Source organism: Streptomyces sp. NPDC094143, from assembly GCF_040303825.1.
In the GTDB taxonomy this organism is placed as follows: domain Bacteria; phylum Actinomycetota; class Actinomycetes; order Streptomycetales; family Streptomycetaceae; genus Streptomyces.
The window spans coordinates 143201-167592 of record NZ_JBEOTZ010000002.1 but is presented as its reverse complement, the minus strand read 5'-3'; the positions used below and the strand labels follow the sequence as shown (position 1 = coordinate 167592).

Sequence of the window (24392 nt, the reverse complement as noted above, 5' to 3'; positions counted from 1 at the left end):
GTTTCACGTGAAACCAATCGATCCGCGTCTGCTCCGCTACGCCCGTGCCACCCGGGGCTTCCTGGTGGCGGTCGTCGCCCTGGGAGCGCTCGGGGCGGGGCTGGTCATCGTGCAGGCGATGCTCATCGCCGAGGTGGTGGTCGGCGCCTTCCAGCACGGCAGGGCGGTGTCCGAACTCGGCACTCCCCTGCTTCTCCTGGTCGCCGTCGCGGTCGGGCGGGCGCTGGTCGGCTGGCTCACCGAGCTCGCCGCGCACCGGGCGAGCGCGGCGGTCAAGTCGGAGCTGCGGGGGCGGCTGCTGGAGCGTGCCACCCGGCTGGGGCCGGGCTGGCTGAGCGGGCAGCGGACCGGATCGCTGGTCGCCCTGGCCACCCGGGGCGTCGACGCGCTCGACGACTACTTCTCCCGGTACCTGCCCCAGCTGGGTCTCGCGGTGGTCGTGCCGGTGGCGGTGCTGGCGCGGATCGTCACCGAGGACTGGGTCTCGGCGGCCATCATCGTGGGCACCCTGCCGCTCATCCCGGTCTTCATGGTGCTGATCGGCTGGGCCACCCAGTCCCGGATGGACCGTCAGTGGCGGTTGCTGTCGCGGTTGTCCGGGCACTTCCTGGACGTCGTCGCCGGGCTGCCGACGCTGAAGGTCTTCGGGCGGGCCAAGGCCCAGGCCGAGTCCATCCGGCGGATCACCGGCGAGTACCGGCGGGCGACCATGCGGACGCTGCGGATCGCCTTCATCTCCTCCTTCGCGCTGGAACTGCTCGCGACGATCTCGGTGGCGCTGGTCGCCGTGACGATCGGCATGCGGCTGGTGCACGGCGAGATGGACCTCTACATCGGTTTGGTCATCCTGATCCTGGCGCCGGAGGCGTATCTGCCGTTGCGGCAGGTCGGGGCGCAGTACCACGCGGCAGCGGAGGGGCTCGCCGCGGCCGAGGAGATCTTCGAGGTCCTGGAGACACCCCTGCCGGTGTCCGGCTCCCGGGCCGTGCCCGAGGGCGCGCTGGCCTTCGAGGGCGTGACCGTCCGGTACCCGGGCCGGTCGGGTGACGCCGTCCGTGAGGTGACGTTCCGGGTCGAGGCCGGGGAGACGGTCGCGCTGGTCGGCCCGAGCGGTGCCGGCAAGTCGACGCTGCTCGCCGCCCTGCTCGGATTCGTCACCCCGGCCGAGGGGCGGGTCCTGGCCGGGGGAGTCGATCTCGCCGACGCGGACCTGGACCAGTGGCGGTCCCGGATCGCCTGGGTCCCGCAGCGGCCGCACCTGTACGCCGGGACCATCACCGAGAACGTACGGCTGGCGCGGCCCGACGCGGACGACGAGGCGGTGCGGCGGGCGCTGCGGGACGCCGGGGCGCTGGAGTTCGTGGACGCGCTGCCCGAGGGCGCCGCCACCGTGCTCGGCGACGACGGGGCGGGCCTGTCCGCCGGACAACGGCAGCGGCTCGCGCTGGCCCGGGCGTTCCTCGCCGACCGGCCCGTGCTGCTGCTCGACGAGCCGACGGCGGCGCTGGACGGTGCCACCGAGGCCGAGGTCGTGGCGGCGGTGCGGCGGCTGGCGGCCGGGCGGACGGTGTTGCTGGTGGTGCACCGGCCGGCGCTGCTTCAGGTGGCGGACCGAGTGGTGCGGCTGGCGGAACCCAAGGCATACGGGGCGCCCACCGCGCCCACCGCGCCTGCCGCGATCCGTGGAGCGCGGTCGGCCGGAGCCGGCCCGTCGGTGCCCGCGGCCGCGGCCGAGCCGGTCGGCGTGCCTGCCTCCGGCGGTGTCCTCGCGCGTGTCCGGTCCCTGTCCGGTGCCCGGCGCGGGCGGCTCGGCCTCGCTCTGCTGCTGGGGAGTCTCGCGCTCGGCAGTGCCGTGGGGCTGATGGCCACCTCCGGGTGGCTGATCTCCCGCGCCTCCCAGCAACCACCCGTGCTGTACCTGATGGTGGCCGTGACGGCGACGCGGGCCTTCGGCATCGGGCGGGCCGTGTTCCGGTACGCCGAGCGGCTGGTGTCGCACGATGCGGTGCTGCGGATGCTGGCGGACACCAGGGTCGCGGTGTTCCGCAGGCTGGAACGGCTCGCGCCCGCCGGGCTGCGCCGGACCCGCCGGGGTGATCTGCTTTCGCGGCTCGTGGCGGACGTGGACGCGCTGCAGGACTACTGGCTGCGGTGGTTGCTCCCGGCCGGGGCGGCCGTCGTCGTCTCGGCCGCGTCCGTCGGCTTCACGGCGTGGCTGCTGCCCGAGGCCGGGGCCGTGCTCGCGGCCGGACTGCTGGCCGCGGGCGTGGGCGTGCCGCTGCTCACCGGTGCCGTGGCCCGGCGGGCCGAACACCGGCTGGCCCCGGCCCGCGGGGTGCTGGCGACAAGGGTGGCCGATCTGCTCACCGGCACCGCTGAGCTGACCGTCGCCGGTGCCCTGCCCGCGCGGACCGCCGAGGCCCGTGAGGCGGACGGGGCACTCACCCGGATCGCCTCGCGCGCCGCCACGGCCACGGCACTGGGCGCCGGGCTGACCGCGCTGATCTCCGGTCTGACCGTCACGGCCGCGGCCGTGGCCGGGGCACAGGCCGTCGCCGCCGGGCGGCTGGAGGGTGTCGCCATGGCCGTCGTCGTGCTGACCCCGCTCGCCGCGTTCGAAGCCGTGCTGGGCCTGCCGCTCGCCGTGCAGTACCGGCAGCGGGTGCGCCGCAGTGCCGAGCGGGTCTTCGAGGTGCTGGACGCGCCGGAGCCCGTGGTCGAGCCGGAGCGGCCCCGGCAGGCGCCCGCGTCGCCCTTCCCGGTGGTCGTCAAGGGGCTGGCCGCGCGGTACGCGGGGCAGGGCCGGGACGCGCTCACCGGGCTGGACCTGACCCTCGGCGAGGGCCGCCGGATCGCCGTGGTCGGCCCCTCAGGCTCCGGCAAGACGACGCTGGCCCAGGTGCTGCTGCGGTTCCTCGACGCGCACACGGGCGCGTACACGCTCGCGGGTGTGGACGCGTACGCGCTGCACGGTGACGACGTCCGCGCGCTCGTCGGGCTGTGCGCACAGGACGCGCACCTCTTCGACAGCTCGCTGCGCGAGAACCTGCTGCTGGCCCGGAAGGACGCGGGCGAGGACGACCTGCGTGCCGCGCTCGGCCGCGCCCGGCTGCTGGACTGGGCCGACAGCCTGCCCGAAGGGCTCGACACCCTCGTCGGCGAGCACGGGGCGCGGCTGTCCGGAGGGCAGCGGCAGCGACTGGCCCTGGCCCGGGCGCTGCTCGCCGACTTCCCCGTCCTGGTGCTCGACGAACCGGCCGAGCACCTGGACCTGCCGACGGCCGACGCGCTCACGGCCGACCTGCTGGCCGCCACCGAGGGTCGCACGACGCTGCTCATCACCCACCGGCTGGCGGGTCTTGAGGCGGTGGACGAGGTGATCGTGCTGGACCGGGGACGGGTGGTGCAGCGCGGGCGGTACGCGGAGCTGGTGGCGGTGGACGGGCCGTTGCGGGAGATGGCCGAGCGTGAGGCGGCGTCGGAGTCGCTCGTCGTCGTGCCTTAGCCGGAGCCGAGGCGCGCCGCTCGTCGTCGTGCCCTGGCCGGGGCCCGCCGGGGCGCCGTGCTGAGCCGTTCGGCTCAGCCGGTCCCCCGGCCGTACGACATGAGCGCGACCGGGCCCCGATCCTGGGTGACGATCTCTGACATGCGTTCACTTCGCCGCCACCGCGTGGTCGTTCCGGTCCTGCTGTGCGTGCTGGCGGTCCTCGGGGCCCGGCCCATGGCCGCGGACGAGGCAGCCGCCGATCCCGCCGGTGGCCTTGAGCTGCACAGCCGGGTCGGGGCCACGGGACTCAGCGCCGAGGTGGTGCGGCTGTACGAGGAGGCCGCGGTGGCGACGCAGATGTACGAGGCCGGCCGCGAGGAGGCGGCGGAGCAACGGGCCAAGGCCCGGCGGGCGGAGGAACTCCTCGACACCCAGCGGCGGCACATCGCGGCCCTGCACGAGGACCTGGGCCGCATCGCCCGCGCCCAGTACCGCACGAGCGGAGGTCTGCCGGTGGCCGCTCAGATGATCCTGGCCGACAGCCCCGACGGTCTGATGCGCGGTCACCACGCTTTCGTGCAGGCCGATCTCGCCGTGAACAACGCGATCGCCAAGAACCGCCGGGCCGAGGCCCGGCTCAGCGCGGACGAGGCGAAGGCCGCGGCCCAGTGGCAGGCGCTGGAGAAGCGGAACAGGCAACTGGCCGCGCTGAAGGCGGACATCGAGCAGAAGCTGGAGTCGGCCCGCTCACAGCTCCAAGGGGAGGCGGACGCCGCGGTCGCTGCCGGGGCCTGCCGCGGAGCCGTCCGGCTCGACCAGCCGGAGACGGCGTTCCCGAGCGCGTGGGTCGCTCCTGTGGAGACGTACACGCTGTCCTCGTCCTACGGCAGCGGCGGTGCCCGGTGGGCGAACCGGCACACCGGGCAGGACTTCGCGGTGCCGATCGGCACGCCGGTGCGGGCCGTGGGGGCGGGGCGGGTGGTGAGGGTGTCCTGCGGCGGGCCCTTCGGCATCGAGATCGTGCTGCGGCACGCGGACGGCTACTACACCCAGTACGCCCACCTCGCGTCGGTCGCGGTCGACCAGGGCGAGCACGTCGATCCGGGCCAGTGGATCGGCCAGGCGGGCAGCACGGGCAACTCCACCGGGCCGCACCTGCACTTCGAGACGCGGGTCACGCCGGAGTCGGGTTCGGCGGTGAACCCGGTCTCCTGGCTCGCGGCGCGTGGAGTGTTGCTCTGACCGGTCAGCCCCGCGGCCGGAGCCGCTCGGCCACCAACCGCTCGATCACGACCGCCACCCCGTCCTCGTTGTTGGCGACGGTCCGCCCCGAGGCGGCGGCGATGACGTCCGGATGGGCGTTGCCCATCGCGTACGACCGGCCCGCCCAGGTGAGCATCTCCACGTCGTTGGGCATGTCACCGAAGGCGACGACCTCCTCGTGCGAGATGCCGCGCTCGGCGCAGCACAGGGCGAGGGTGCTGGCCTTGGAAACCCCGGGGCCGCTGATCTCCAGCAGGGCGCTGGGGCTGGAGCGGGTCACGTTGGCGCGCTCCCCGATGGCGAGCCGGGCCAGGGTCAGGAAGGCGTCGGGGTCCAGCTCGGGGTGGTAGGCGAGGATCTTCAGCACGGGCTCGCCGGCCGCCCGGTGATCCGCGGAGAGCAGTTCCTCGGCCGGGGCGAGGTTGTCGGGTATCTCCATGTGCAGCTTCGGGTACGCCGGTTCCTGGTAGAAGCCGTACGTCTGCTCCACCGCGTAGACCGTGCCCGGCGCCGCCTCGCGCAGCAGCCGCACGGCGTCGAGGGCGTTCTCCCGGGCCAGCTCACGCACCTTCACGAAGCGGTGGGCCCCGGGGCCGCCGTGCAGGTCGACGACGGCGGCGCCGTTGCCGCAGATGGCGAGGCCGTGGCCGTGCACATGGTCGCTGACGACGTCCATCCAGCGGGCCGGCCGGCCGGTGACGAAGAAGACCTCGATGCCCGCTTCCTCGGCGGCGGCCAGCGCGGCGACCGTGCGCGGGGACACCGACTTGTCGTCGCGCAGCAGGGTGCCGTCGAGGTCGGTGGCGATCAGCCGTGGGGGGAGGGTCTCGGCCGCGGTCTCGTGCTGTCGGGTCGCTGAGGTCACCCGGCCATTGTCCCGCATATGCCTGCACGGGCGTGCGGGGCCGTGCACAGGTGAGTGGATACCGCCGTCACCAGGGCTTCCTGCCCCGGGCCTCGCCGAGCGCTCAGCGCAGCTGCGCCGGTGCCTCCATGGCGATCTGCTCGAAGACCTTCTCGTCGGCCGCGAAGTCCGAGTCGGGGATCGGCCAGTGGATCACGAGTTCCGTGAACCCCAGCTCCGCGTACCGTCCGGCGAAGTCGACGAAGGCGTCCAGCGACCGCAGCGGGCCGGTGCGCTCCGGGGTGAACCCGGTGAGCAGGATCCGGTCGAGGCCGGTCATGTCGCGGCCGGTCTCGGCACAGATGTCGGCGAGCCTGTCGGCCTGTGCGCGGATGGCCCGAACCGACTGTTCAGGAGTGCCGTTCTCGTACAGCTTGGGGTCGCCGGTGGTCACCCATGCCTGTCCGTACCGGGCGGCGAGGCGCATCCCGCGCGGACCGGTCGCGGCCACCGCGAACGGCAGCCTGGGGCGCTGCACACAGCCGGGGATGTTGCGGGCCTCGTGAGCCGCGTAGAAGTCGCCTTCGTACGACACCGCGTCCTCGCTGAGGAGCCGGTCGAGGAGCGGGACGAACTCGGCGAAGCGGTCGGCGCGCTCACGCGGCGTCCACGGTTCCTGCCCGAGCGCGGTGGCGTCGAAGCCGGAGCCGCCCGCGCCGATGCCCAGCGTGACCCGCCCGCCGGAGATGTCGTCGAGGGAGATCAGCTCCTTGGCGAGGGTCACCGGGTGCCGGAAGTTCGGCGAGGTCACCAGCGTGCCCAGCCGCAGCCGCTCGGTGACGGTCGCGGCGGCGGTGAGGGTGGGCACGGCACCGAACCACGGGCCGTCGCGGAAGGTGCGCCAGGAGAGGTGGTCGTAGGTGTACGCGGTGTGGAACCCGAGCTGCTCGGCACGGGTCCAGGCCGTACGGCCGCCTTCGTGCCAGCGGCGGTACGGGAGGATCACGGTGCTCAGACGCAGACTCATGCCGACGAGCCTAAGGGAGCCCGGCGGATCCGCCGTGTTTCACGTGAAACGGTCACCGTGGCCTCGGAGGAACGCGGCAGGTCAGCGGGGTCCGGGAAAGCGCAGATAGTGTGAGGGCACGGCCTGGGTCAGCCATACGCCGTTCGCGCTGACGTGGAAGACGTGGCCGTCACGGTGCATGGCGCTCGCGTCCACGGTCAGGACGACCGGCCGGCCGCGGCGGGCGCCGACACGGGTCGCCGTCTCACGGTCCGGTGAGAGATGCACGGCATGCCGGTTCATCGGCCGCAGCCCTTCGGCCCGGATCGCCTCCAGATGGCGGGCGATCGTGCCGTGGTACAGGTACGCGGGCGGGGCCGCCGTCGGCAGGCCGAGGTCGACCTCGATGCTGTGGCCCTGGCTGGCGCGGATGCGCGTGCCCTCGACGGCGAAGCGCCGCTTGTCGTTGGTGGCGACCACATGATCGAGTTCCGCGCGGGTGAACCGGAAGCCGTGGGCGGCGGCCGCGGCGATCAAGGTGTCGATCTCCACCCAGCCGGCCTCGTCGAGAGCGAGCCCGATCCGTTCCGGCTGGTGGCGCAGATGCTTCGACAGGTACTTCGACACCTTCACGGTGCGTCTCTCGTCCATCCCGCCAAGATTGTCCATCCCACCAGGGTGGGGGAGAGACGTGAATCACGCGATCGAGTTTCACTCTTCAGGTTTGATCCACAACCAGGTGTTGTTATCCACAGGAAAAATGGCCGACTCTGTGGACAACTGGCGGTCCGGACAGGGACTTTGGCGTCCTGTCACAGGGGAGGCCTGACCCTCGCGATCCTGCGCAGCACCCCCGGCGCGAGCCGCGCCAGCACCCGGGCGGTCCTGGCCTCCGGCGTCACCGCAACCACCGGCTCGTCCCGCGCGACCGCCCGGAGGAGAGCCCGCGCGACCTTCTCCGGCGGGTAGCCGCGCAGCCCGTACAGGCGGGCCGCCCGCTGCTGGAGCCGCTTCTCCTGCGGCCCCTCGACCCCGGCGAAGTGTGCCGTCGACGTGATGGCGGTGTCGACGAAGCCGGGACAGACCGCCGTCACGCCGATCCCCTGTCCGGCGAGTTCCGCGCGCAGGCACTCGCTGAGCATCAGCACGGCCGCCTTGGAGGTGCTGTAGGCGGGCAGCGCCCGGGACGGCTGGTAGGCCGCCGCAGACGCGACGTTGACGATGTGGCCGCCCTGCCCCCGCTCGGCCATCCGCCGGCCGAACAGCCGGCAGCCGTGGATCACGCCCCACAGGTTGACGTCGAGGACCTTCCTCCAGTCCTCCGTCGTGGTGTCGAAGAAGGAGCCGGACAGCCCGATCCCGGCGTTGTTGACCAGGACGTCCACCACGCCGTACGCGCCGGTGACCCGCTCGGCGAGCTCCTCCATGGCCCGCTCGTCGGAGACGTCGGCCATCTCCGCCCAGGCCCCGGGCGCACCGGCCCGGTGGCACGACTCGGCGGTGCGGGCCGCGGCCTCGGCGTTCCGGTCGACGGCGACCACCCGTGCGCCGGCCTCGGCGAACGCCAGCGCCGTGGCCCGCCCGATGCCGCTGCCCGCGCCGGTGACCAGCACCAGCTGCCCGGAGAACCGCTCGGCGTGCGTCCCGCCGGCCGTCTGTGGCGCGCTTCCGCCCTCCACGGACGTCACGAACTCCCCGATCCACGCGGCCACCCGGTCCGGGCGGGTCCGCGGGATCCAGTGCCCGGCCCGGATCGTCCTGCGGGTCAGCTGCGGAACCCAGTGCTCCAGCTCCTCGTCGAGCCGCTCCGACAGGAACCGGTCCGCCAGGGGCGTGATGACCTGCACGGGCGCGTGCGCGTACGCGTCCGGACGTGGGCCGCGCATCCGGGGCCGGATGTTGTCGCGGTACAGCCAGGCCCCGTGGGCGGCGTCCGAGGGCAGGGACGGGGTGGGGTAGTCGCCCTGGGGCACCTTCTCCACCCGCTCCAGGACCTTCGGCCACCGCTTGCCGAGCGGGCCGCGCCAGGCCAGTTCGGGCAGCACGGGCGTGTGCAGCAGGTAGACGTACCAGGACCGGGCGCCCTGTCCGAGGAGCTGGCCGACCCGGCGCGGGGTGGGGCGCTTCACACGCCGGTCGATCCAGTGGGCGAAGTGATCGAGGGACGGCCCGGACATCGACGTGAAGGAGGCGACGCGGCCCTCGGTGCGCCGGACGGTGGTGAACTCCCAGGCCTGCACCGACCCCCAGTCGTGCCCGACCAGGTGCACCGGCCGGTCCGGGCTCACGGCGTCCGCCACGGCCAGGAAGTCGTCCGTCAGCTTCTCCAGCGTGAACCCGCCGCGCAGGGGCCGCGGGGCGGTGGACCGGCCGTGGCCGCGGACGTCGTAGGCGACCACGTGGAAGTCCCCGGCGAGCCGTGCGGCGACCTGCGACCACACCTCCTTGCTGTCGGGGTAGCCGTGCACGAGGACGATGGTCGGCCGCCCCGGATCACCCAGCTCGGCCACGCACAGCTCGACTCCGCCGGTGTGCACCCGGCGCTCCCGCGCACCCGTGAGCAACGTCATCCGGCGAATCTGGCAGTTGTTAGAGAGTTCGTCAATAGTGGCTCCCCGCCCGTGGTAACTCTCAAGAACCAGGTCCCCTAAGGGCCCGTAATACTCGAGGCTGATCCCAAGACAGCTCTGCGGAGTGACGACCGCCACGCGCACGGCCCCTACCTTCGAAACGTGACTGTGATCGCGACCGAAAGCCTGAGCAAGCGGTTCCCCCGGGTGACCGCGCTTGACCGGCTCTCCGTGGACGTCGGGCCCGGTGTGACCGGACTCGTCGGAGCCAACGGGGCCGGCAAGTCCACACTGATCAAGATCCTGCTGGGTCTGTCCCCCGCCACCGAGGGCCGCGCCGAAGTGCTCGGCCTGGACGTCGCCACCAAGGGCGCCGCCATCCGCGAGCGGGTCGGGTACATGCCCGAGCACGACTGCCTGCCGCCGGACGTCTCGGCCACCGAGTTCGTCGTCCACATGGCGCGCATGTCCGGCCTGCCGCCCACGGCCGCGCGCGAGCGCACGGCCGACACCCTGCGCCACGTCGGTCTGTACGAGGAGCGCTACCGCCCGATCGGCGGCTACTCGACCGGCATGAAGCAGCGCGTGAAGCTCGCGCAGGCCCTCGTCCACGACCCGCAGCTGGTCTTCCTCGACGAGCCGACCAACGGCCTCGACCCGGTCGGCCGCGACGAGATGCTCGGCCTGATCCGCCGCATCCACACCGACTTCGGCATCTCGGTCCTGGTCACCTCGCACCTGCTGGGCGAACTGGAACGCACCTGCGACCACGTCGTCGTCATCGACGGCGGCAAGCTCCTGCGCTCCAGCTCCACCACGGACTTCACGCAGATCACCACGACCCTCGCCATCGAGGTCACCGACACCGACGAGCACCCGGACGGCACCCGAGCGGTCCGCGAGGCGCTGCAGGCGCGCGGCGTGAGCGCCGAGGACGGCAGCGGCCTGCCCGGCGCGGGCCACGTCCTGCTGCTGACCGCGCAGGGCGAGGACACGTACGACCTGGTCAGAGATGTGATCGCCGACCTCGGACTCGGGCTGGTGCGCATGGAGCAGCGCCGGCACCACATCTCCGAGGTCTTCACGGCCGGCGACCGGCACGAGCAGCGGAAGGAGGCGGTCGGCCATGGCCGTTGAGCACTCCACGGGGACACCGGCCCCGGCACCGGGCGACCAGACCCGCATCCACAACATCGGCTACCGCAGCTACGACGGCCCCCGCCTGGGCCGGGCCTACGCCCGCCGCTCGCTGTACTCGCAGTCGCTGCGCGGCGCCTACGGCCTCGGCCGCTCGGTGAAGTCCAAGGTCCTGCCGATGCTGCTCTTCGTGGTGATGTGCGTGCCCGCGGCCATCATGGTCGCCGTCGCGGTCGCCACCAAGGCCAAGGAACTGCCCCTGGACTACACGCGCTACGCGATCGTCATGCAGGCGGTCATCAGCCTGTACGTCGCCTCGCAGGCGCCCCAGTCGGTCTCGCGGGACCTGCGCTTCAAGACGGTGCCCCTGTACTTCTCGCGGCCGATCGAGACCGCCGACTACGTCCGCGCCAAGTTCGCGGCGCTGGCCTCGGCGCTGTTCGTCCTCACGGCCGCTCCCCTGCTCGTGCTCTACGTCGGCGCGCTGCTGGCCAAGCTCGACTTCGCCGACCAGACCAAGGGATTCGCACAGGGACTCGTGTCCGTGGCACTGCTTTCACTGCTCTTCGCCGGCATCGGCCTGGTCATCGCCTCCTTCACCCCGCGCCGCGGCTTCGGCATCGCGGCCGTGATCGCCGTGCTGACCATCACCTACGGCGCGGTCTCCACCCTCCAGGCCATCGCCGACGCCCAGGGCAGCGCCGACGCCGTGCCGTGGATCGGGCTGTTCTCGCCGATCACCCTGGTCGACGGTGTGCAGTCGGCGTTCCTGGGCGCGACCTCGGCCTTCCCCGGCGGGGTGGGTCCGGGCAACGCCGAGGGCGTCGTCTTCGTCCTCGTCGCCCTCGGCCTGATCGCGGCGAGCTACGGCCTCCTGATGCGCCGCTACAAGAAGGTGGGACTGTGACCACGCTCTCCATCGACCACGTCTCCCGCTGGTTCGGCAACGTGGTCGCCGTCAACGACATCACCATGACCATCGGCCCCGGCGTCACGGGCCTGCTCGGCCCCAACGGCGCCGGGAAGTCCACCCTCATCAACATGATGGGCGGCTTCCTGGCCCCCTCCACCGGCACGGTCACCCTCGACGGCCAGGCCGTGTGGCGCAACGAGCAGATCTACAAGCACATCGGTGTCGTCCCCGAGCGGGAGGCGATGTACGACTTCCTCACCGGCAAGGAGTTCGTCCTCGCCAACGCCGAGCTGCACGGCCTGGGCGCCAAGGCGGCCCAGAAGGCCCTGGCCACGGTCGAGATGGAGTACGCGCAGGACCGCAAGATCCAGACGTACTCCAAGGGCATGCGCCAGCGCGTGAAGATGGCCTCCGCCCTCGTGCACGACCCGTCGCTGCTGCTGCTCGACGAGCCGTTCAACGGCATGGACCCGCGCCAGCGGATGCAGCTGATGGACCTGCTGCGGCGCATGGGCGACGAGGGCCGCACGGTGCTGTTCTCGTCCCACATCCTCGAAGAGGTCGAGCAGCTCGCCTGGCACATCGAGGTCGTCGTCGCCGGACGGCACGCGGCCAGCGGTGACTTCCGCAAGATCCGCCGCCTGATGACGGACCGGCCGCACCGCTACCTGGTGCGCTCCAGCGACGACCGCGCTCTCGCGGCGGCGCTGATCGCCGACCCGTCGACGTCCGGCATCGAGGTCGACCATGCCGAGGGCGTGCTGCGCATCCAGGCCGTCGACTTCGGCCGCTTCACGGCCCTGCTGCCGCGGGTGGCCAGGGAGCACGGCATCCGCCTGCTCACGGTCTCGCCGTCCGACGAGTCCCTCGAGTCCGTCTTCTCGTACCTCGTCGCGGCGTAGGAGGCCCTGATGTACGACCCCACAGTCGCCCGGCTCACCTACCGGGCCCTGCTCGGCCGGCGCCGGGCCCTCATCCTCGGCGCGCTGCCGCTGCTGCTCATCGTGATCGCCGTGGCGGTGCGCGCCCTGGCCGGAGCGGACGACCAGACGGCGTCCGACCTGCTCGGCGGCCTCGCCCTGGCCACGATGGTGCCGATCATCGGCGTCATCGCCGGCACCGGCGCCATCGGCCCGGAGATCGACGACGGCTCGGTGGTGTACCTGCTGTCCAAGCCGATCAAGCGGCCGACCATCATCTTCACCAAGCTGATCGTGGCCATCGCGGTGACCATGGTGTTCTCCGCGGTGCCGACGCTCATCGCCGGCTTCATCCTCAACGGCAACGGCCAGCAGATCGCCGTGGCCTACACGGTGGCGGCCCTGGTCGCTTCCATCGCCTACGCGGCCCTGTTCCTGCTGCTCGGCACGGTCTCGCGGCACGCCGTGGTGTTCGGCCTCGTCTACGCCCTGGTCTGGGAGGCCCTGTTCGGCTCCCTGGTGCCGGGCGCGCGCACGCTGAGCGTCCAGCAGTGGTCGCTGGCGGTGGCTCAGAAGATGGCCGGCGGGGAGCTGGTGACCTCGGACGTGGGCCTGACCACGGCGACGGTGCTGCTGGTCGCCGTCACGGTACTGGCCACCTGGTACGCCGGTCAGAAGCTGCGCTCGCTCACGCTGGCCGGCGAGGAGTGACGTGCCCCGGCCTTGACGGGGGCTTCACCCCCGTCGAGGCACACTGGGCGAACAGGACATAGCGCCACCGCACGGGAGTTGGACGGCCGGGAGGGACGCACATGGCGGGCGAAAGGGCTCAGTACGACGACCGCGGTCAACCGGGATCCGGGTCCGGGGACGACACCTGGGACGGTCTCGTTCTGGACGACGACTTCATACGCTCCGCCGAGACCGCCGAGCCGTCGGCCCGGGCCCGGATGCTGGCCGCGCGCTGGCGCCGCGAGTCACCGGAGCCGCAGCCCTGGCGCTCCGACGAGCCGCCCGCGGGCTGGTTCTTCAGCAAGGCCCGGCGGCGCAGGTGGCGCAAGCGGTAGCGACCGCCTCCGGTCCCGTGCCTTGGCCGTCCGACGTCCGGGCCGTCCGGTCCGGTCCCCTGCCCCGCCGCCTGATCCTCCCCCGGCCGCCGACCGGTGGCATGCACGCCCCCCGCCCGGTGGCATGCCCGCCGACGGGTGGTCCCCGCCCGCCGTTTTAATCGGTGGCGTCCCATTCGCCCGGCAGGGCAGAGTAGTCGTGTCCCTGCCGGGCGAGGAGCCCGGCGTCACGGTCTGGGAGAGGAGCGGGACGATGTCCATGCACGGCAGTACGTCCAGCTCCCGTCAGGGCAGCCCGCGGCGGGTTCCGGAGTAGTCGCCACCTCTCCGTGGAGCCTGCCCCACACGGGGAGCTGCCCGGGGCGGCCGCTTCGAGCACGCGACTCGCACCTCGCGTGGGCCGCCCACCCGGAGGATTGGCCGAGTGGTAAGGCACTGGCTTGCTAAGCCATGGTCGGGCCGAGACGCCCGCGCACGTTCGATCCGTGCATCCTCCGCCGTACCCGCGTCACGAAGGTTCAGCCCAGCGACCGCTCCAGCACCACCGCGATCCCGTCCTCCTCGTTGGAGGACGTCACCTCGTCGGCCACCGCCTTCAGCTCCTCGTGGGCGTCGGCCATGGCGACACCGTAGGAGGCCCAGGCGAACATCGGGATGTCGTTGGGCATGTCGCCGAAGGCGATCGTGTCGGCCGCCCTGAGCTTGAGACGGCGGGCCGCCAGCGACAGGCCGGTGGCCTTGGACAGGCCCAGGGGGAGGAGCTCGACGATGCCCGGGCCCGCCATCGTGACGGTGACGAAACCGCCGGCGGTCCGGGTGGCCGCCTCGCACAGCTCGTCGTCCGACAGGGTCGGGTGCTGGATGTAGAGCTTGTTCAGGGGCGCGGTCCACAGGTCCGACGCGTCCGTGAAGGGGGTCGCGGGCAGCTTGCCGTGCGCCGCGTAGCCCGGGCCCACCAGCACCTCGCCGTCCAGGCCGTCGCGGCTCGCGGCCAGGTACAGCGGGCCGACCTCCGCCTCGATCTTGGCCAGGGCCACCCCGGCGAGCTGCCGGTCCAGCGTGACCGAGGTCAGCAGGCGGCGGGCGCCCGCGTCGTACACCTGCGCGCCCTGGCCGCAGACGGCCAGACCCTCGTAGCCCAGGTCGTCGAGGATGTGCCGGGTCCAGGGGACCGCGCGGCCGGTGACGACGATGTGCGCCGCGCCCGCCGCGGTGGCGGCGGCGAGCGCGTCACGGGTGCGCTGCGACACCGTGTCGTCGGAACGCAGCAGCGTGCCGTCGAGGTCGGTGGCGACCAGCTTGTAGGGGAAGCCGCCCGAGGGGGCCGTGTCGCTCACTTGGCCACCGGCTCCAGGACCTCCCGGCCGCCCAGGTACGGGCGCAGCACCTCGGGCACGCGCACCGAGCCGTCGGGCTGCTGGTGGTTCTCCAGGATCGCCACGATGGTGCGCGGGACCGCGCAGAGCGTGCCGTTCAGCGTGGCCAGCGGGCGGACCTGCTTGCCGTCACGGACGCGGATCGACAGCCGGCGGGACTGGAACTCGGTGCAGTCCGAGGTCGAGGTCAGCTCGCGGTACTTGCCCTGGGTGGGGATCCACGCCTCGCAGTCGAACTTGCGGGCGGCGGAGGAGCCGAGGTCGGCGGAGGCGACGTCGATGACCCGGAACGGCAGCTCGAGCGAGGTCAGCCACTGCTTCTCCCACTCCAGCAGCCGCTGGTGCTCGGCCTGCGAGTCCTCCGGGGCGACGTAGGAGAACATCTCGACCTTGTCGAACTGGTGCACGCGGAAGATGCCGCGGGTGTCCTTGCCGTGCGAGCCGGCCTCGCGGCGGAAGCAGGGCGAGAAGCCCGCGTAGCGCAGCGGGAGGCGGTCGGCGTCGATGATCTCGTCCATGTGGTACGCCGCGAGCGCGACCTCGGAGGTGCCGACCAGGTAGAGGTCGTCGTCCTGGAGGTGGTAGACGTCCTGGGCGGCTTGGCCGAGGAAGCCCGTGCCCGCCATGGACTGGGGGCGGACCAGGGCCGGGGTCAGCATCGGCGTGAAGCCGGCCGCCGTGGCCTGGGCCATCGCCGCGTTCACCAGGGCGAGCTCCAGCAGGGCGCCCACTCCCGTGAGGAAGTAGAAGCGCGAGCCGGAGACCTTGGCGCCGCGCTCGACGTCGATCGCGCCGAGGAGGTGGCCGAGTTCCAGGTGGTCCCGGGGCTCGAAGCCCTCGGCGGCGAAGTCACGGATCGTGCCGTGCGTCTCCAGCGTGACGAAGTCCTCCTCGCCGCCCACGGGCACGTCCGGGTGGACGAGGTTGCCGAGCTTCTGCAGCAGCTCCTGGGTCTCGGTGGCCGCGGCGTCGCGCTCCGCGTCGGCGGCCTTGACGTCGGCGGCGAGCTGGCTCGCCTTCTTCAGCAGCTCTGCCTTCTCGTCCCCGGACGCCTTGGGGATCAGCTTGCCGAGCGCCTTCTGCTCGGCGCGCAGCTCGTCGAAGCGGACGCCGGACGACCTGCGCCGCTCGTCGGCAGACAGGAGGGAGTCGACGAGCGCGACGTCCTCTCCACGGGCGCGCTGGGAGGCGCGCACACGGTCGGGGTCCTCACGGAGCAGGCGAAGGTCAATCACGCGCTCCAGGCTACCGGTGTGGGATGACCGCCCACGACTCACTATTCCCGTCGGGTCTTACGTACCGTTATGAGTGAATTGCGCGAAGTGTCAATAAAGGACGTGCCTCTCCCTGGAACGAGGCATCCGGCGGGCGTCCCATTGACCCGAATACCTTGTGGGGAGCGGGACTTGGGATTCGGTTGTCCACAGGAATCCACATCCGCCGAAGAGTTATCCACAGGCTGTGCGGAAGATCTGTGGACTGCGAAATTGATCACTCCGCGAGACGCGGCCGTCCTTGAGGATTCCCACCGCAAACCCTCTCTACCTTCACTTTCGAGTGGAAACGGGTCACCCCAAAGAGTTACGCAAGGGGAAACGGTGGACGAACGGTGACCTGCCCGTGGATGGACGCATCAGGGGCCTGTAGGGCGATTTGTCGACTGGCTCATGGTTCGTTGTCGACTTGTCCCCAGGTCGAGAAGCGGACCTGTGGATAACTTCTGTGGATAACGACCATCAGCAGGTACGACCGGCCGGCGACAGACCGGCGACCAGCCTAGAAGCGGCCGTCCTGGCATCGCGCGACCCAGTCCGCCGCCGCCACGAACTCCTCGTCCGACGTCCCCGGCCGGGGCTGCCGCACCTGCTCCGGCTGCACATCGGCGCGCGGATACGAGCCGAGGTAGCGCACCTGGAGGCAGATCCGCTTCAGGCCCATCAGGGCCTCGGCCACCCGGCGGTCGGAGATGTGGCCCTCCGCGTCGATGCAGAAGCAGTAGTTGCCGATGCCGGCACCGGTCGGCCGGGACTGGAGCAGCATCAGGTTGATGCCCCGGGTGGCGAACTCGCCGAGCAGGTCGCGCAGGCCGCCGGGGTGGTCGTCGCGCTGCCACAGCACGACGGAGGTCTTGTCCGCCCCGGTCGGGGCGGCGGGCCGGGCGGGCCGGCCGACCAGCACGAACCGGGTCTGGGCGTTCTCGGCGTCGTGGATGCCGGTCTCCAGGGCCTCCAGGCCGTAGCGGGCGGCCGCGAACTCGCCGGCGAAGGCGGCGTCGTACCGGCCTTCCTGGACCAGCCGGGCGGCGTCCGCGTTCGAGGCGGCCGACTCCCAGTGCGCGTCCGGCAGGTGCTTCTTCAGCCAGTTGCGCACCTGTGGCTGGGCGGCCGGGTGCGCGGAGACGGTCTTGATGTCCGACAGCTTCGTGCCCGGGCGGACGAGCAGCGCGAAGGTGATGGAGAGCAGCACCTCGCGGTAGATCATCAGCGGGGCCCCGGCGACGAGCTCGTCGAGCGTGGTCGTGATACCGCCCTCGACGGAGTTCTCGATCGGCACGAACGCGGCCTCGGCCTCGCCGGCGCGTACCGCGTCGAGCGCGGACTGGACGGACACGTACGGGATGAGCTCCCGGGTGGCGGCCTCGGGAAGCGTGCGCAGGGCGACTTCGGTGAAGGTGCCCTCGGGACCGAGATACGCATAGCTCGCTGGCATGACCTCACCCTAATAGGCCCGCGGAACCGCTATCCCCCGCAATCCCGCACACGGACCGACTCTCACCCCTCCAGCAACTTCTGCCCCACGTACTCCCCCTCCGCCGCCCCGCCCGGCACGGCGAACAGCCCGCTCGACTCGTGCCGGACGAACGGCGACAGGGCGTCGCCCCGGTCGAGCTTGCGCTGCACCGGGACGAAGCCGCGCAGCGGATCGGCCTGCCAGCAGATGAAGAGCAGGCCCGCGTCGGGCACCCCGTCGGCGTCGATGCCGTCGTGGAAGGAGAACGGGCGGCGCAGCATCGCGGCGCCGCCGTTCTGGTCGGGCCGGGTGATGCGGGCGTGGGCGTTGATCGGGACGACGAGGTTGCCCTCGGCGTCGGTCTTCTCCAGGTCCATCGCGGTCGTCTCGGTACCGCCGGACAGCGCGGCCCCGTCGATTTTGCGGCGCCCGATGACGTCCTCCTGCGCCTTGACGGAGAGCTTCTCCCAGTCGTCGAGGAGCATGCGGATCCGGCGGACGACGGCGTAGGAGCCGTTCGCCATCCAGGCCGGCTCGCCCTTCTCCGGGACGAAGATCCGCTGGTCGAAGTCGGGCTCGTCCGGCTTCGGGTTCCGGGTGCCGTCGATCTGGCCCATGAGGTTGCGGGCGGTCATGGGGTGGGCGGTGGCGCCGGGCGAGCGGTTGAAGCCGTTCATCTGCCACCGCACCCTGGCCGCCCGGCCCGCGTCCTGCTGGATCGCGCGCAGGGCGTGGAAGGCGACCAGGGCGTCGTTGGCGCCGATCTGCACCCACAGATCGCCGTTGCTGCGCTTCTTGTCGAGGCGGTCGGAGGAGAACTCGGGCAGCGGGTCCAGCGCCACCGGGCGCTGCTTCTCCAGGCCCGTCCGGGCGAAGAAGCTGTGCCCGAAGCCGAAGGTGACCGTCAGCGACGAGGGACCGGCGTCGCGGGCCACGTCGGTGTCACCGTGGGCGCTCGGCTCGCCCGCCATCAGCCGCCGGGCCGTCTCCGACCAGCGGCGGAGCAGGGCGGCGGCCTCCTTGCGGCCGGCGCCCGCCGCCAGGTCGAAGGCGACGAGATGGCCGCGGGCCTGGAGGCCGTCGGTGATGCCCGGCTGATGTTTCCCGTGAAACATCACCCGGTCGGTGCCGAGTGAGGTGAGCGGAGCGGCCGCCTCGGAGGGCGCGGCGGCGTATCCCGCGGCGGTGCCCGCCGTGCCGAGCACGAGTCCGGTGGCGCCGGCGGTGCCGAGCAGCCGTCGCCGGGAGATGCCCTCGCGGGCGGAGGCCGCCTCGGTGTGGTCCGGGGCGGCTTCGGGGGTGCGGGCCTGGGGGAAGGACTGGTCGGGCATGGTCGTTCAGCCGATCTGCGCGTTCTTGGTGACGGTCACCTCGTCGATGTCGGAGGTCCGCACGGTCACGTCGACCTGCCAGTCGCCGGCCATGGGGATCTGCACTCCGTTCGCCGACCAGTGTCCGGTAGCGAGGTGGTCGGGGACGACGGGCAGGGGCCCGATGTCCTTGGCCTCGAGGGTGAACTCGACCTTGACCTCGGGGATGTCGAAGGCCTGGCCGTCGGGTCGCTCCACGTAGACGTGCATCTCGTTGCCGCCCACGCGGGCGGGGTCGAGGTCGATGGTGACGACGCCCTTGCCGTCCTGGCCGCCGGTGTCGAAGGGCATGTTCAGGGTGAGCGCCCCGGACGTCGCCGCGTCGGCGGTGGAGGACGAGGAGGAGGACGAGGTGGCCGCCTTGGCCTCCTGCTCCGTACGCCCCGGCTCGGTCTGCGTCAGCACGGTGGTGACGGCGAGCAGGACGACCGCGACGCCGGCCTCGGCCAGCACCGAGCGGCGCAGCCCGAAGCGGTTCGGGTCGGCGTCCCGCAGCCGCTTCTGCCGGGCGGCGTCCCGCGCGGCCCGCTGCCGGGCGAGCTGGGCGGCACGCTCGGCGTCGGCGGGCTCCTCGGCGGGCTCCTCGGTGGGCTCGGCGGGGGTCTCGGCGGTGGACTTCCCGGCTCCGGGTTCCTCGGCGGCGGACTCCCCGGCAGGCGCCACACCCGCGTCGGTGCCGGCCTCCGTGTCACCGGAGGCCCCCGCCCCGGCCCGTACCTTCTCCCGCTCCGCCGCTGCCGGCACCGTCGGCGCCAGCCGGCCCGTCCACCGGCGCGAGATCCACGCGACGCCGACGAGGACGCCGACGAGGGCGATCTTGGCCAGGAGGAGCTGGCCGTAGCGGGTGTCGGTGAAGGCCGGCCAGGAGCCGAGCTGGCGCCACGACTGGTACGTCCCGGTCGCGATCAGCGCGAGCACGCTGCCGAAGGCGACCCGGGAGAAGCGGCGTACGGCCGACGCGTCGACGGGGGTGTCGGCGGGGGCCCGGTACAGGGCGACCAGGAGCGCGCCGAGTCCGCCGAGCCAGGCGGCGACGGCCAGCAGGTGGAGGACGTCGACCGGCATGGCGATGCCCGCCTGGATGCCGACCGAGGCGTGCTCGGACATCGCCCAGCTCGCGGCGAGCCCCGCGGCCACGACGACACCGCCGATGGCGAGCCCGAAGGTCAGATCCCGCTTCTCCTGGGGGTCCTCACGCTTGTCGTACGCGCCGAACAGCACGGCGATGAACAGCGCGGCGGCGGCCAGCAGCAGCAGCCGGGAGACCAGGGCCGCGCCGGTCTTGGTCTGCAGCACCTGGCCCAGCAGGGACAGGTCGACGATGTCGGCGACCTTCCCGGAGCCGGTGAAGGAGCCGCGCAGCAGGAGCAGGGCGAGGGTCGCGGCGGTCAGCGCGAGCCACCCGGAGACGACGAACCGCTGCACCGGCCGCACCCCGGACCCGCGCGGCCAGCAGGCGAGCACGAAGGCGGCGCCGCCGGCCATCACGATGAACCCGGCGTACGACACGTACCGCCCGAGGTTGTACAGCCAGCCGACGACGCCGTCGTCGGCTCCCTGCCCGGACACGGCCACGCTCGTCTTGGAGGGGGCGCCGATGGAGAAGGTGTAGGCGCCGGCGACGGGGTGGCTGTCCGCCGAGACGACCTGGTAGGCCACCGTGTAGGTGCCGTCGGACAGGCCCGGCTGCAGGCGCACCGCGTACGTCGTGCCGCTGACGCCGGACGGCTTGCCGGTGTCGACGCGCTTGCCCTCGGGGTCGAGCACGCGCAGCGAGTCGTCGGAGAGCGCGACCTGCTCGGAGAAGGTGAGCGAGATCCGGGACGGGGCCTGGTCGACCACCGCCCCCTGCGCGGGGTCGCTGCCGGTCACCGCGGCGTGCGCGGAGACCGGGCCGGCCCCGGCGAGCAGGGCGCAGACCGCGGCCAGGAGCAGCAGAACCAGGGTCCGGACGCGGGGGGCGATGGTCGGAGTCACAGGGGTCCCTCCGTCAGTGTCCGGTCGTCGGGGTGTAGGTGGCGGCCTTCACCGGCATCTCCACCTCGACGGGGTCGGAGTGGGCGAAGCGCAGCTCGACGGAGACGGTCTGGCCTTCCTTCGGCTTGCGCTTGAGCTGCTCGAACATCAGGTGGTCGCCGCCGGTCTTCAGCACCAGCCGCCCATGGGCGGGGATCTTGAGGCTCTTGACCTCCCGCATGGCCCCGCCGGTGGTCTCGTGCACGGTGACCCGGCCGGCGATGTCGCTGGAGACCGACGTCAGCTCGTCGGCGGCACCGCCGTTGTTGGTGACGGTGAGGAAGCCGGCCGCCATCTCCTCGGAGACCGGCTGCGGCATGTAGGCGGAGCCGACGGCAAGCTCCGCCTGGCCGCCCGAGCCGCCGTCGCCGCCCGCGTCCGAGTCCGCGCAGCCCGCCAGGGCCAGGGTCCCTGCTATGGCGAGGGCCGCCGGGCCGAGGCGCCTCACGGGTTCTCTCCCTTGACGATCTTGGGCAGGTCCTTGGTGTAGTCCTGGACGGTGGCGTCCTCGCCGTAGAGCACATAGCCGCCGTCGGTCTTCGGCGAGAACGCGATGACCTGGGTGCCGTGCTCGGAGACGATCTTGCCGTTCTTGTCCTTGTGCGGCGGATCGATGGAGATGCCGAGGGTGCGGGCACCGGCCTGGACGGTGGGGAAGTCACCGGTGAGGCCGACGAACCGGGAGTCGATGCCCTTGAGCCACTTGGCCAGCTCGGCCGGGGTGTCGCGCTCGGGGTCGGTGGTGACGAACACCACGCGCAGGTCGTCCTGCTCGGCCTTGGGCAGCTGCTTCGTGGCGACGGCGATGTTGTTCATCGTCAGCGGGCAGACGTCGGGGCAGTGCGTGTAGCCGAAGTAGATCAGCGTGGGCTTGCCCGCGGTCTCCTCGCGGAGGTCGTACTTCTTGCCCTGTGTGTCGGTGAGGACCAGGTCCGGCTTCTCGAAGGGCTTGTCGAGGACCGTGGCGGCCTTGTCGGTACCGGCCTCCTCCGACACCACGGCGACGGGCTTGTTGCTGTCGTCGCCGCTGCCGCAGGCGGTCAGGGTCAGGGATGCGGCGGCGAGCAGTGCGGCCGCGGCGAAGGTCTTGGTGCGCATAGAGAAATGTCCCAGATGTCGGTGGCCCGGCGCGCACCGGGGTGACCCCGTGAACCGGGGGCGTGCTCCCGGTGCGCGCCGTGCGTGGAAGCGGCGTCAGGCGTTGCTGCGCCGACGGCCGGCGAGCACGCCGTAGGCGACACCGGCCGCGCCGACGACGATGCCGACGATGCCCAGGACGCGGGCGGTGGTGTCCGTGCCGTCGGAGGAGCCGGAGTCGTCCGCGGCGGTCTCGGCGGAGGCCTTCTCGGCCGACTCGGAGTCGGCGTCGTCATCGGCGCCCGCGTCGTGGTGCCCGCCCTCGGAGGCGGCGGACAGCTTCAGCACGGGGGCCGGGTTGTCGGGCTCCTCCTGGCCCTCCTGCGGCACCTCGATCCAGCGGACGACCTCCTTGTTGGAGTACGTCTGGAGGGCCTTGAAGACCAGCTGGTCGGTGTCCTCGGGCAGCTGCCCGACGGAGAGCGGGAACTTCTCGAAGTAGCCGGGCTGGATGCCCTTGCCGTCGGCGGTCCAGGTGACCTTGGAGACCGCCTCGGTGATCTTCTCGCCGTGCATCTCCAGCGGCTTGTCCAGCCTGGACTTGGTGACCTCGATCTTCCAGCCGGGCATCGGCTCGGGCATGACGGAGGCCAGCGGGTGGTCGGTCGGGAAGGTGACCTCGAGCTTGGTGGTGGAGGCGTCGTCGCGCTCGTTCGGCACCTTGAAGTCGACGACCGCGTAACCGCCCTTGGCGGCCGTGCCCTCGGGCTGCACGGTGACGTGCGCGAAGGCGGGGGCGGACAGGACGAGGACGGTGACACCGGCGGCGGCACCGGCCGCGGCGATACGGGAAGCCTTCATGGAAGGAAGCACTCCGCTGTGAGTCGGGATGAGGAAGAGGGAACGCGCACGCGCGCGTGCCGCACGACGGCGGCCCCCTCCTCCGGGGTGTCCGGGCATCCGTGGGCTCGAAGAACCGGGTTCCGGGACGGCGGAGCGGTGGTGGTCGCGTCGTGTCAGGCGGCGAGGGCGAGTGCGGCTGCGGAAGTCGTCGCGGCGGGCGGGCCCCGCCGGATCACCGTGTGCTGGAGCGCGATGGTGCGGGGTATCGGGGGCGCGGGCCGCAGGGCGTGTGCCGGGCGCGGACGGTCCTCGGGCGCGCCGGGCAGTCCGACGCGCAGGGCTCGGACCAGCGCGAGCGCGGCCCGCAGCGAGCGGATCAACGCCCCTTCGGCGACACCCTGCGCCGACAGTTCGGCCAGCCGCAGCACCGCCAGGTCGCCGTGGCGCAGCAGCCAGCCCGCGGCGAGCGCCGCGAGGACGTGACCGAGCAGCATCGGCAGGGACGGCCACAGCGGGACCGACGCCCCGGACGCGGCGTCCGTGGCCAGGTGCGTGTGCGCTCCCGCGGGCGGCTGGACCCTGGCGTCGGTGAGGATCCTGTGGGCCTGTGCCGGGCTGATCGCCGCCGCCGTCGTGCCGCACACGAACCGTGCGGCCTGCTGGACCAGCGCGGCGTCGCTCAGACCCGCCGGCCGCGGTGCGGCGACGGCGGCCGTGCCGTGCTGGCCCAGGCCGAACAGCATGTGCAGCACCGTCTGGCCGACCGCGAGCAGGGCGGCGATGCCCGGCAGCGTGCGAGCGCGCCCGGCGAGCGGGACGGCCACCGCGGCCACGCCGAGGAACCCGGCGCCCAGCGTCCACAGCGGGATGCCGTCGCAGGAGGCCATGGCGTGACCTGCCCCGGCCAGCACGACGCAGACCGCGGCGAACACCGCGGCCCGCAGGATCCGGAGCGTGGCTCCGGAGCGCTTCGTGGGCGTGTGGGGGGCAAGCATGGCGGGCTCATCATCGCACTGGCCGCGCCCGTCCCGTACGGCAGGTCCAACAAGATGCCGTACGACCGGAACGTCACGCTCTGGTCCGGCGCGCCCCCGGTTGCGCCGATCCTCGCTCCCCGCTGCGCCGCCGCCCGCCCCCACATACACCGATCAGAACCAGTGCGCATCCGCCGTATGGGCGGCCTCACGTCAACTTCACGCTTACACGCGGGCACGGAGGGCAATACGTAACGGTATGTCGAGCCGCGGCCGGGAGGCTGGAGCATGAGCATCTGGTGGTCACTCCATCTGCGGCGCGAAGCCGCGAGCGTGCCGCTCGCCCGCCGCCTGCTGATCGGCACGATGGAGACCGCGGGCGTGGATCCCGACATCTCCTACGACCTCTCCGTCGCCCTCAGCGAGGCCTGCGCGAACGCCGTGGAGCACGGCGGGGACACGGGACGCGGCCCCGGTTCGGAGGCCTACCGGGTCACCGCCTACCTCGACGGCGAGAAGTGCCGGATCGAGGTCGCCGACGCGGGCCCCGGCTTCCCCGCGGCCTCCGCAGGGCTGTCCCGCCCCCCGGTCCGGCCGGCGCACACCGAAGCCGAGAACGGCAGGGGGCTGTGCCTCATCGAGGAGCTCGCCGACCACGTCCACATCGGCAACAAGCCGGGCCGGGGCGGAGCCGTGGTGAGCTTCGACAAGGTCCTCAAGTGGCGCGAGGGCGCACCGCTGATGGCGGTCTGACCGACCTGGCGGCAGGGGGGTGTTTCACGTGAAACACCGCCGTACC

Annotated in this window: 21 protein-coding genes and 1 tRNA gene; 9 read left to right on the top strand and 13 right to left on the bottom strand. The window is 72.4% G+C overall.

What is annotated here, in order from left to right:
- Positions 1-7: 7 nt before the first annotated feature.
- The gene (gene cydD / locus ABTZ58_RS03210; RefSeq protein ID WP_351349850.1) at positions 8-3505 is read left to right on the top strand and encodes a thiol reductant ABC exporter subunit CydD; all 3498 of its coding nucleotides are present in this window, start codon (positions 8-10) and stop codon (positions 3503-3505) included.
- A 141-nt stretch (positions 3506-3646) separates the two neighbouring features.
- The gene (locus ABTZ58_RS03205) at positions 3647-4729 is read left to right on the top strand and encodes a M23 family metallopeptidase (protein ID WP_351349848.1); all 1083 of its coding nucleotides are present in this window, start codon (positions 3647-3649) and stop codon (positions 4727-4729) included.
- Between the two features lie 4 nt (positions 4730-4733).
- Here the strand turns inward: ABTZ58_RS03205 and ABTZ58_RS03200 are convergent, their stop codons facing one another.
- From ABTZ58_RS03200 to ABTZ58_RS03185, 4 genes are all read right to left on the bottom strand, one after another.
- On the bottom strand, positions 4734-5633 hold the full coding sequence (locus ABTZ58_RS03200; RefSeq protein WP_351349846.1) for a Cof-type HAD-IIB family hydrolase: 900 nt from the start codon (positions 5631-5633) through the stop codon (positions 4734-4736).
- An 85-nt stretch (positions 5634-5718) separates the two neighbouring features.
- Complete coding sequence (locus ABTZ58_RS03195; protein ID WP_351349844.1) at positions 5719-6621, bottom strand: LLM class flavin-dependent oxidoreductase; 903 nt, start codon at positions 6619-6621, stop codon at positions 5719-5721.
- An 81-nt stretch (positions 6622-6702) separates the two neighbouring features.
- On the bottom strand, positions 6703-7251 hold the full coding sequence (locus ABTZ58_RS03190) for an RNA 2'-phosphotransferase (protein WP_351349842.1): 549 nt from the start codon (positions 7249-7251) through the stop codon (positions 6703-6705).
- A 161-nt stretch (positions 7252-7412) separates the two neighbouring features.
- The gene (locus ABTZ58_RS03185; RefSeq protein WP_351349841.1) at positions 7413-9170 is read right to left on the bottom strand and encodes an SDR family oxidoreductase; all 1758 of its coding nucleotides are present in this window, start codon (positions 9168-9170) and stop codon (positions 7413-7415) included.
- A 168-nt stretch (positions 9171-9338) separates the two neighbouring features.
- Here ABTZ58_RS03185 and ABTZ58_RS03180 point away from each other — a divergent pair, with 168 nt between their 5' ends.
- The 6 genes from ABTZ58_RS03180 to ABTZ58_RS03155 all read left to right on the top strand — a co-directional run bounded on the left by ABTZ58_RS03180 (position 9339) and on the right by ABTZ58_RS03155 (position 13704).
- Positions 9339-10307 carry an ABC transporter ATP-binding protein gene (locus ABTZ58_RS03180; RefSeq protein ID WP_351350393.1) on the top strand — a complete coding sequence of 323 codons (969 nt, stop codon included), beginning with the start codon at positions 9339-9341 and terminating at the stop codon, positions 10305-10307.
- On the top strand, positions 10297-11214 hold the full coding sequence (locus tag ABTZ58_RS03175; RefSeq protein WP_351349839.1) for an ABC transporter permease: 918 nt from the start codon (positions 10297-10299) through the stop codon (positions 11212-11214). The genes ABTZ58_RS03180 and ABTZ58_RS03175 overlap by 11 nt, the downstream gene beginning before the upstream one ends.
- Positions 11211-12122, top strand: coding sequence for an ABC transporter ATP-binding protein (locus tag ABTZ58_RS03170; protein WP_351349837.1), 912 nt, complete (start codon positions 11211-11213; stop codon positions 12120-12122). Before ABTZ58_RS03175 ends, ABTZ58_RS03170 begins: the two co-directional genes overlap by 4 nt.
- A 9-nt stretch (positions 12123-12131) precedes the next feature.
- Positions 12132-12851, top strand: coding sequence for an ABC transporter permease subunit (locus ABTZ58_RS03165; RefSeq protein ID WP_351349835.1), 720 nt, complete (start codon positions 12132-12134; stop codon positions 12849-12851).
- 101 nt (positions 12852-12952) lie between these two features.
- On the top strand, positions 12953-13207 hold the full coding sequence (locus tag ABTZ58_RS03160) for an SGM_3592 family protein (RefSeq protein ID WP_351349833.1): 255 nt from the start codon (positions 12953-12955) through the stop codon (positions 13205-13207).
- A 410-nt stretch (positions 13208-13617) separates the two neighbouring features.
- Positions 13618-13704, top strand: a tRNA-Ser gene (locus tag ABTZ58_RS03155).
- A gap of 21 nt (positions 13705-13725) precedes the next feature.
- Here ABTZ58_RS03155 and ABTZ58_RS03150 read toward each other — a convergent pair.
- From ABTZ58_RS03150 to ABTZ58_RS03110, 9 genes are all read right to left on the bottom strand, one after another.
- Positions 13726-14544, bottom strand: a complete 819-nt coding sequence (locus tag ABTZ58_RS03150; protein WP_351349831.1) for an HAD family hydrolase — start codon at positions 14542-14544, stop codon at positions 13726-13728.
- On the bottom strand, positions 14541-15818 hold the full coding sequence (serS, locus tag ABTZ58_RS03145) for a serine--tRNA ligase (RefSeq protein ID WP_351349829.1): 1278 nt from the start codon (positions 15816-15818) through the stop codon (positions 14541-14543). Before serS ends, ABTZ58_RS03150 begins: the two co-directional genes overlap by 4 nt.
- Positions 15819-16359: 541 nt before the next feature.
- On the bottom strand, positions 16360-17292 hold the full coding sequence (pheA, locus tag ABTZ58_RS03140; RefSeq protein ID WP_351349827.1) for a prephenate dehydratase: 933 nt from the start codon (positions 17290-17292) through the stop codon (positions 16360-16362).
- Positions 17293-17354: 62 nt separating this feature from the next.
- Positions 17355-18644 (bottom strand): iron uptake transporter deferrochelatase/peroxidase subunit, encoded by a 1290-nt coding sequence (gene efeB, locus ABTZ58_RS03135; protein WP_351349825.1) that lies wholly within the window; start codon positions 18642-18644, stop codon positions 17355-17357.
- Between the two features lie 6 nt (positions 18645-18650).
- Positions 18651-20660, bottom strand: coding sequence for a copper resistance CopC/CopD family protein (locus ABTZ58_RS03130; RefSeq protein ID WP_351349823.1), 2010 nt, complete (start codon positions 20658-20660; stop codon positions 18651-18653).
- 13 nt (positions 20661-20673) lie between these two features.
- Positions 20674-21147: a copper chaperone PCu(A)C gene (locus ABTZ58_RS03125; RefSeq protein ID WP_351349821.1), complete on the bottom strand. Its 474-nt coding sequence runs from the start codon at positions 21145-21147 to the stop codon at positions 20674-20676.
- Positions 21144-21797: an SCO family protein gene (locus ABTZ58_RS03120; protein WP_351349819.1), complete on the bottom strand. Its 654-nt coding sequence runs from the start codon at positions 21795-21797 to the stop codon at positions 21144-21146. Before ABTZ58_RS03120 ends, ABTZ58_RS03125 begins: the two co-directional genes overlap by 4 nt.
- A 96-nt stretch (positions 21798-21893) precedes the next feature.
- Positions 21894-22637, bottom strand: a complete 744-nt coding sequence (locus ABTZ58_RS03115; protein ID WP_351349817.1) for a YcnI family copper-binding membrane protein — start codon at positions 22635-22637, stop codon at positions 21894-21896.
- Positions 22638-22792: 155 nt separating this feature from the next.
- The gene (locus ABTZ58_RS03110) at positions 22793-23614 is read right to left on the bottom strand and encodes a hypothetical protein (protein ID WP_351349815.1); all 822 of its coding nucleotides are present in this window, start codon (positions 23612-23614) and stop codon (positions 22793-22795) included.
- Positions 23615-23881: 267 nt separating this feature from the next.
- On the opposite strand from ABTZ58_RS03110, the gene ABTZ58_RS03105 reads away from it, so the two are divergent.
- Complete coding sequence (locus tag ABTZ58_RS03105) at positions 23882-24346, top strand: ATP-binding protein (RefSeq protein ID WP_351349813.1); 465 nt, start codon at positions 23882-23884, stop codon at positions 24344-24346.
- The last annotated feature ends 46 nt before the right edge of the window (positions 24347-24392 follow it).